General features: G+C 62.6%; 7 protein-coding genes. 2 read left to right on the top strand and 5 right to left on the bottom strand.

Annotated features, from left to right (window positions below; translation table 11 throughout):
* Nucleotides 1–819: plasmid replication/partition related protein (locus DTW89_RS18240; RefSeq protein ID WP_114656962.1), on the top strand; the 819-nt coding region annotated here is incomplete at its 5' end.
* Nucleotides 820–871: 52 nt separating this feature from the next.
* On the opposite strand, the gene lgt is transcribed toward DTW89_RS18240, so the two are convergent.
* The 3 genes from lgt to DTW89_RS18225 all read right to left on the bottom strand — a co-directional run bounded on the left by lgt (nucleotide 872) and on the right by DTW89_RS18225 (nucleotide 4,079).
* A complete protein-coding gene (lgt, locus tag DTW89_RS18235; protein WP_114656963.1) occupies nucleotides 872–1,699 on the bottom strand; it encodes a prolipoprotein diacylglyceryl transferase in 828 nt (275 codons plus the stop codon).
* Nucleotides 1,700–1,890: 191 nt separating this feature from the next.
* Complete coding sequence (ilvD, locus tag DTW89_RS18230) at nucleotides 1,891–3,747, bottom strand: dihydroxy-acid dehydratase (RefSeq protein ID WP_114656961.1); 1,857 nt, start codon at nucleotides 3,745–3,747, stop codon at nucleotides 1,891–1,893.
* Between the two features lie 89 nt (nucleotides 3,748–3,836).
* The gene (locus DTW89_RS18225) at nucleotides 3,837–4,079 is read right to left on the bottom strand and encodes a TIGR04438 family Trp-rich protein (protein ID WP_024815453.1); all 243 of its coding nucleotides are present in this window, start codon (nucleotides 4,077–4,079) and stop codon (nucleotides 3,837–3,839) included.
* A gap of 116 nt (nucleotides 4,080–4,195) precedes the next feature.
* On the opposite strand from DTW89_RS18225, the gene DTW89_RS18220 reads away from it, so the two are divergent.
* Nucleotides 4,196–4,501 carry a c-type cytochrome gene (locus DTW89_RS18220; protein WP_114656960.1) on the top strand — a complete coding sequence of 102 codons (306 nt, stop codon included), beginning with the start codon at nucleotides 4,196–4,198 and terminating at the stop codon, nucleotides 4,499–4,501.
* A gap of 139 nt (nucleotides 4,502–4,640) precedes the next feature.
* On the opposite strand, the gene DTW89_RS18215 is transcribed toward DTW89_RS18220, so the two are convergent.
* The gene (locus tag DTW89_RS18215) at nucleotides 4,641–5,108 is read right to left on the bottom strand and encodes a LapA family protein (protein ID WP_111866967.1); all 468 of its coding nucleotides are present in this window, start codon (nucleotides 5,106–5,108) and stop codon (nucleotides 4,641–4,643) included.
* A 321-nt stretch (nucleotides 5,109–5,429) separates the two neighbouring features.
* Nucleotides 5,430–7,424: an acetate--CoA ligase gene (gene acs, locus DTW89_RS18210; protein ID WP_114656959.1), complete on the bottom strand. Its 1,995-nt coding sequence runs from the start codon at nucleotides 7,422–7,424 to the stop codon at nucleotides 5,430–5,432.
* Nucleotides 7,425–7,596 lie beyond the last annotated feature (172 nt).

Here is a 7,596-nt window from a genome sequence, read left to right as displayed (position 1 = left end):
AACCAAGACCTCAAAGCCTATATCGACCCGCTGACCCCCGAGGAGCACGAAGCTCTGGAGCGCAGCCTGCTGGCCGAGGGCTGCCGCGACGCCCTGGTGCTGTGGGGCGATGTGCTGGTGGACGGCCACAACCGCTATGGCATCTGCCAAAAGCATGGACTGCCGTTCCAGACGGTACAGAACACGCGCTTTCAGTCGATGCAGGACGTGCACCTGTGGATGATCGACCAGCACCTGGGGCGGCGCAGCGTTTCGGATTTTCAGCGTGGCGTGCTGGCACTGCGCAAACGCGAGATCGTGGCCGAGCGGCGCGCCGCAGCACTGGCGGCATCCAGCCCTTCGCAAACGCCCGCCGGGCACGCCGCGCACAACGAACACGACGCGACCAGCAACGCAGAGCCCTCGGCCCCTGTCACCCAGCAGCCGCCCACCGACCCCCTGAGCAGCCGTGAAGCCATTGCCAGGGCCGCACGGCTGAGCAGCAGCCAGGTGGTGATGATCGAAAAGATCCGCAAGCAGGCGGCCCCCGAAGTGGTGGCGGCGGTCAAGTCCGGCACGATCTCGATCAACGCGGCCGCCGCGGTGGCCAGCCTGCCCGCCGAAGAACAGGTGGCAGCCGCCATGGCCGGCAAGGATGAGCTGAAGCAGGCAGCCAAGCGCGTGCGCGAAGCCCAGCGCAAGCCACGCGCAGAACCGGTGGTGTCGGCAGGCGAACCCGCACCCGACACCGTGGCCGCCCTGCAGCAGCGCATTGCCGAGCTGACGGCCGAAAACGCTGCCCTGCGCCAGCAGGTGGCCGAACTCAGCGCCCGGCAGTAACTATGCTTTTAATAGCTGCTAGCGATTACCCATCAAGCGCTAGAGCCTTATTTCACCCAAATTTCCGAGCAACCACTGGCTGGCGTTGCGCCCACAGCCACAGGCCCACACCGCCCGCGATCATGGGCAGGCACAGCCACTGGCCCATGCTCATGCCCAGCGAAAGCAGACCCAGGTAGGCATCGGGTTCACGGAAATACTCGGCGACGAAACGGAACGTGCCGTAACCCACCAGAAATGCTGCCGCCACCTGGCCTGGGCGGCGCTCGCGGCGCGCATACAGCCACAGCAGCACAAACAGCAGCAGGCCTTCCAGCAGAAACTGGTACACCTGCGACGGATGGCGCGGCTGCATTGACCCGCTGTGCGCAAAGACCATGCCCCAAGGCAAGTCGGGGCTGGCAAAGCGGCCCCACAGCTCACCATTGATGAAGTTGCCCACCCGCCCGGCCGCCAGCCCCGTGGGCACGCAGGGCGCCACAAAATCGGCCACCTGGAGCCAGGGCCGCTTGCGCGAATGGGCAAACCACAGCATGGCCACAATCACGCCCAGCAGCCCTCCATGAAAGCTCATCCCGCCTTGCCACACGGCAAAGATCTCCAGGGGATGGGTGAGGTAATAGCCGGGTTTGTAAAACAGGCAATAGCCCAGTCGGCCCCCGGCCACCACCCCTACCACGCCCAGAAAAAGGATGTCTTCGACATCCTTGCGCGACCAGGCGCCCGGCCCGGTGATGGACACAAAGGGCTCATGGCGCAGGCGGCGAATTCCCAGCAGCATGAACAGGCCAAAGGCCGCAAGATAGGTCAGGCCGTACCAGTGGATGGCCAACGGGCCAATCTGCAGGGCGACTGGGTCGATGTGGGGATAGGTCAGCATGTTGGCCGGTATTGTGCACGGCACGGCACGCCTGGGCAGGACGTGCAGCAGCAATCCCCGTATATTTCAATCAAATTAGCCTGTAGTGCTTATGGGATAAGCGCTGGTAGCTATTAAAAAAAGAGCATAAAAAACCCGCCGTGCGAGCCGCCGGCGGTTTTTTGTGCGCGGCGCCTGCGCGCCGGGCGGTGTCAGTCGAGCAGCGACAGGTCGCGCACGGCACCTTTGTCGGCCGACATCACCAGCTTGGCATACGCCTTGAGGGCGGCGGACACCTTGCGCGGACGTGGCTGCGCGGGTTTCCAGCCCAGCTTGTCTTGCTCGGCGCGGCGCTTTTCCAGCTCTTCGTCCGACACCAGCACGTTGATGGAACGGTTGGGGATGTCGATGCGGATACGGTCACCATTGCGCACCAGGCCAATCGCGCCACCGGCTGCGGCCTCGGGCGAGGCATGGCCAATGGACAGGCCCGAGGTGCCACCCGAAAAGCGGCCATCGGTCAGCAGCGCGCAGGCTTTGCCCAGGCCCTTGGACTTGATGTAGCTGGTGGGATAGAGCATCTCTTGCATGCCGGGGCCGCCCTTGGGGCCTTCGTAGCGCACGATCACCACGTCACCTGCCTTGACCTTGTCGGCCAGGATATTGGCCACCGCTTCGTCTTGCGACTCGACCACGTGGGCTGGGCCTTCGAACACCATCAGTGCGTCATCAACCCCGGCCGTTTTCACCACGCAGCCGTTGAGCGCGATATTGCCCACCAGCACCGCCAGGCCACCTTCTTGCGAGAAAGCATGGTCCGCAGAGCGGATGCAGCCCTTGGCGCGGTCGATGTCAAGGCTGGGCCAGCGGGTGCTCTGGCTGAACGCCACCTGGGTGGGGATGCCGGCGGGGCCGGCCTTGTAGAAGGTTTGAACCGCTTGCGACGGGTTGCGGGCGATGTCCCACTGGTCCAGTGCGTCCTTCATCGTCTTGGCGTGCACGGTGGGGGTGTCAGTGTGCAACTTGCCCGCACGGTCCAGCTCACCCAGAATGGCCATGATGCCGCCCGCGCGGTGCACGTCTTCGATGTGGTATTTGTCGGTATTGGGTGCCACTTTGCACAGCTGGGGCACGACGCGCGAGAGGCGGTCAATGTCGGCCAGGGTAAAGTCGATCTCGGCCTCTTGGGCAATGGCCAAGATGTGCAGGATGGTGTTGGTGGAGCCGCCCATGGCGATGTCCAGCGTGATGGCGTTTTCGAAGGCCTTGAAGCCCATCGAGCGCGGCAGCACCGTGGCATCGTCCTGTTCGTAGTAGCGCTTGCACAATTCCACTGCAAGGTGGCCGGCGCGCTTGAACAAGGCTTCGCGGTCGGCGTGCGTGGCCACCACTGTGCCGTTGCCGGGCAACGACAGGCCCAGCGCTTCGGTCAGGCAGTTCATCGAGTTGGCGGTGAACATGCCCGAGCAGGACCCGCAGGTGGGGCACGCAGAGCGCTCCACCTCGGCCAGGTCGGCGTCTGAAACATTGTCGTCAGCCGCCATCACCATGGCGTCGATCAGGTCGAGCTTCTTGAATTCGAGCTTGTGGGTGCCGGGGTTGGCCAGCTTGACCTTGCCCGCTTCCATCGGGCCACCCGAGACAAACACCACGGGGATGTTCAGGCGCATGGCAGCCATGAGCATGCCGGGCGTGATCTTGTCGCAGTTGGAGATGCATACCATGGCGTCGGCGCAATGCGCATTGACCATGTATTCCACCGAGTCGGCAATGATGTCGCGGCTGGGCAGCGAATACAGCATGCCGTCGTGGCCCATGGCAATGCCGTCGTCTACGGCGATGGTGTTGAATTCCTTGGCCACGCCGCCAGCCGCTTCGATCTCGCGCGCCACCAGCTGGCCCATGTCCTTGAGGTGCACATGCCCCGGCACGAACTGCGTGAACGAATTGACGACCGCAATGATGGGTTTTTGAAAGTCGTCGTCCTTCATGCCGGTGGCACGCCAGAGCGAGCGCGCACCTGCCATGTTGCGACCGGCGGTAGATGTTTTGGAGCGGTAAACGGGCATCGTGATGTGGGGTAAAGGGTTACGCGGGAATCAGGGGCAATGTGTACGCAATTATCGCGACAGCTGGCGGTCGGGCATCGCCACCATGCCTAGCGCGGCTTGCGCGGCTGGATCCCCAGCGCTTCTTTGTGCTTGTTGATGCGGTCTTGCTTGCGCTGGTCCATTTTCTCCATGGCCTTGCGCTTGGTATAGCCCGTGGAGTCGGCCCATGCCCACCATAAGGTGGTGATGGCAAACGGCGACAGCACCCACCACCAGGACCATGCAGCGACGGGTCCGATTTCAAGATATTTGAGCAACGCCAGAACGAGACCGAGACCTAACAGATACATGGTTATCTCCAAAAAACACAATTCTGATGAATGAATTGACAAAAGGCGTGGCAATGTCAACCCAAGTCACTACAATTTCGTTGAAAGCACTGTAACTCAACCTCAGGAAACCCACCATGAAACGTACGCTGATTACTCTTGCCATGACACTGTCGGTCGCAGCTCCTGCAATGGCTGACTTGGCCTTGGCCACTTCGAAGAATTGCATGGCTTGCCACGCTGTCGACAAGAAAATGGTTGGTCCGTCCTACAAGGATGTGGCTGCCAAGTACGCCGGCCAAAAAGACGCGGTGGACAAGCTTGCCACCAAGATTATCAAGGGCGGCTCTGGCGTGTGGGGTCCCGTTCCCATGCCCGCCAACGCACAGGTTGCTGAAGCAGATGCCAAGAAGCTGGCTGCCTGGGTGCTGACCCAGAAGTAATTCGGCCCATGCCCGCTGCGGAGCGCAACGCTCCGCATCCTCTGGCCGCGCTTTCCCTCCGGGAAACGCGGCCATTGTTTTGGGCGCTTCACACCGCGCACTCCTCACTTTGGCCGAGCACAACCGGCAAGGCGTTGCTTCACACCACGCTGGTGCCAGGGCGTCCCAGCAACTGTTGCTCGAGCTGCCCCACATAGGCGGCAGTGGTGTTGTCAGACTCTTCTGCCCTGGCCGCGAGGTGCGACTCCAGGATGTCCAGGCGCGCCAGCAAATCGGTATGGGATTTCAAGTGCTGGGCCTCAAGGAAGCTGCGCAGTTCCGTGAAACGCGACGCTTCAGCCTTGTCCGCCAGTTCGCGCTGGGCTTGCAGCTCCTTGGTGTGGCGACGTGTCTCCATGAGCACCGAGCCCTGCAAGGACAGCACATAGGCCACAAAGAACACGCCGAGTAACGTGGTCAAGCCCAACATCAGCAACCCCAGGGGTGCCTCAAAGGTCATCAACCCCACGGAAACCAGCGATGAAGCGGCCAGTATTTCCCAGTTGAGCGCGGCCAGTGCGGCGATGGCCAGCACGATGAACAGCAAGATGGTTGATCGCATGTGCATGAAAGTACTCCGGTAGGCAAGCATCACCCCGGCCGACATGGCCAGGGTGCAGATGCTGTGTTGTACCTCATGACCACGTCACCCGGCCTGGAACTTTGGAAGGTGCCGGTGCCGTCCTACAGTGGCAAGTGCAGGTGGCACTCTGTGCAAGCGCTGCGCGCAGGCGCCAGCGGCGCCCTTGTGGATCAGTGGGGGCTGTGGCTTCGATCACCGGCCGTTGAACAACCAACCGGTTTTGTGGCCACATCACATCGCTGCGCGATAGGAGTGTCCACAAATCCCGCAAGCGCTGCGCGCGGGCGCCAGCGGCGCCCTTCTGGATCAGTTGGTCTGCGACAACTGATCCAGAATTGCGGGATTTTCCAGCGTGCTGGTGTCCTGGGTGATGGCTTCGCCCTTGGCGATGGAGCGCAGCAGGCGGCGCATGATTTTGCCGCTGCGGGTCTTGGGCAGGTTGTCGCCAAATCGGATGTCCTTGGGCTTGGCAATCGGCCCGATTTCCTTGGCCACCCAGTCGCGCAGCTCTTTGGCAATCGCCTTTGCCTCGTCGCCGGTGGGGCGCGAACGCTTGAGCACCACAAAAGCGCAAATTGCCTCGCCGGTCACATCGTCGGGGCGGCCCACCACGGCGGCTTCGGCCACCAGGTCGGTCTTGGCGACCAGTGCCGATTCGATTTCCATCGTGCCCATGCGGTGGCCCGAGACGTTGAGCACGTCGTCAATGCGGCCGGTGATGCGGAAGTAACCACGGTCGGCACTGCGCACGGCGCCGTCGCCGGCCAGGTAGTAGCCCTTGAGTTCTTCAGGGAAATAGCTCTTCTTGAAGCGCTCGGGGTCGTTCCAGATGGTGCGGATCATGCTGGGCCATGGGCGCTTGATGACCAGGATGCCGCCCGCGCCATTGGCCACGTCGTTGCCTGTTTCGTCCACGATGGCAGCAGTGATGCCGGGCAGTGGCAGCGTGCAGCTGCCGGGCACCAGCGGCGTGGCGCCAGGCAGCGGCGTGATGACATGGCCGCCGGTTTCGGTTTGCCAGAAGGTGTCCACAATGGGGCAACGCTCGCCGCCCACATGCTTGTAGTACCACATCCAGGCTTCGGGATTGATGGGCTCGCCCACGCTGCCCAGGATGCGCAGGCTCGACAGATCGGAGCGCGCGGGGTGCACTGCCGCATCGCCCTCGGCTGCCTTGATGAGCGAGCGGATGGCCGTGGGAGCGGTGTAGAAAATGGAGCATTTGTGGCGCTCGATCATCTGCCAGAAGCGCCCGGCATTCGGGAACGTGGGGATGCCTTCAAAGATGATCTGCGTGGCGCCTGCGGCCAGCGGGCCATAAGTCACATAGGTGTGGCCCGTGATCCAGCCAATGTCGGCAGTGCACCAGAAGATATCGTCGGGGCGCAGGTCGAACGTCCAGTCCATGGTGAGCTTGGCCCACAGCAGGTAACCGCCCGTGCTGTGCTGCACGCCCTTGGGCTTGCCGGTAGAGCCCGAGGTGTAGAGGATGAACAGCGGGTGCTCGGCGCCCACCGCCACGGGCGGGCAGTCGGTGCTCTGGCCGGCCAGTGCCTGGGCAAAGGTCTTGTCGCGCCCCTCGACCATGTTGCACGCCGTGGGCGTGCGCTCGTACACAAACACGTTGCGCAGGGTGTCGCAGCCGCCAGTGGCCAATGCTTCGTCGATGATGGCCTTGAGCGGCAACTCTTTGCCGCCGCGCATCTGGTAGTTGGCCGTGACGATGGCCACGGCACCCGCGTCGATGACGCGCTCGTGCACCGCCTTGGCGCTGAAGCCGCCAAACACCACGCTGTGCGTGGCGCCAATGCGTGCGCAGGCCTGCATGGCGACAACGCCTTCGATCGTCATGGGCATGTAGATCAACACCCGGTCGCCCTTCTCCACCCCGTGGGCCTTGAGGGCGTTGGCAAACTGGCTCACGCGGGCCAGCAGCTCTTTGTAGGTGATGCGGGTTACCGCGCCGTCGTCGGCCTCGAAGATGATGGCCGTCTTGTTTTCGGTGGGGGTGCCGATGTGGCGGTCCAGGCAATTGGCCGATGCATTGAGTTCGCCATCGGCAAACCACTGATAGAACGGCGCATTGGATTCATCCAGGGTGCGGGTGAAAGGCTTGGTCCATTGCAGGTTTTCGCGTGCCAGGCGGGCCCAGAAACCTTCGAAATCCTTGTCGGCCTCAGCACACAGCGCTTCGTAACCCGCCATGCCCGAAATGCGGGCTGCCTTGGCAATCGCGTCCGAGGGCGGAAACACGCGGTTTTCGACGAGCACGGACTCGATAGAGGAATTGGGCGAACTCATGGTGTTGTCTCCTGGGTCTGATGGAACTGTGCGGTACTGTCTGCCACCCCACTTACAAGCCACTGACGGGCCTCAGCTTAAAGCTTGTCAGCCCGCGCGCAACCTAAAATCCGGCGTCATTCCATTTCCTGCTCAGGCCTTCATGTCCACCCCAACGCCCAAACCCCCGTCT

The organism is Acidovorax sp. BoFeN1 (assembly GCF_003345135.1).
In the GTDB taxonomy this organism is placed as follows: Bacteria; Pseudomonadota; Gammaproteobacteria; order Burkholderiales; family Burkholderiaceae_C; genus Acidovorax; species Acidovorax defluvii.
Note: the sequence above shows the minus strand (reverse complement) of the source record. Positions and strands in the feature narration are given on the sequence as shown.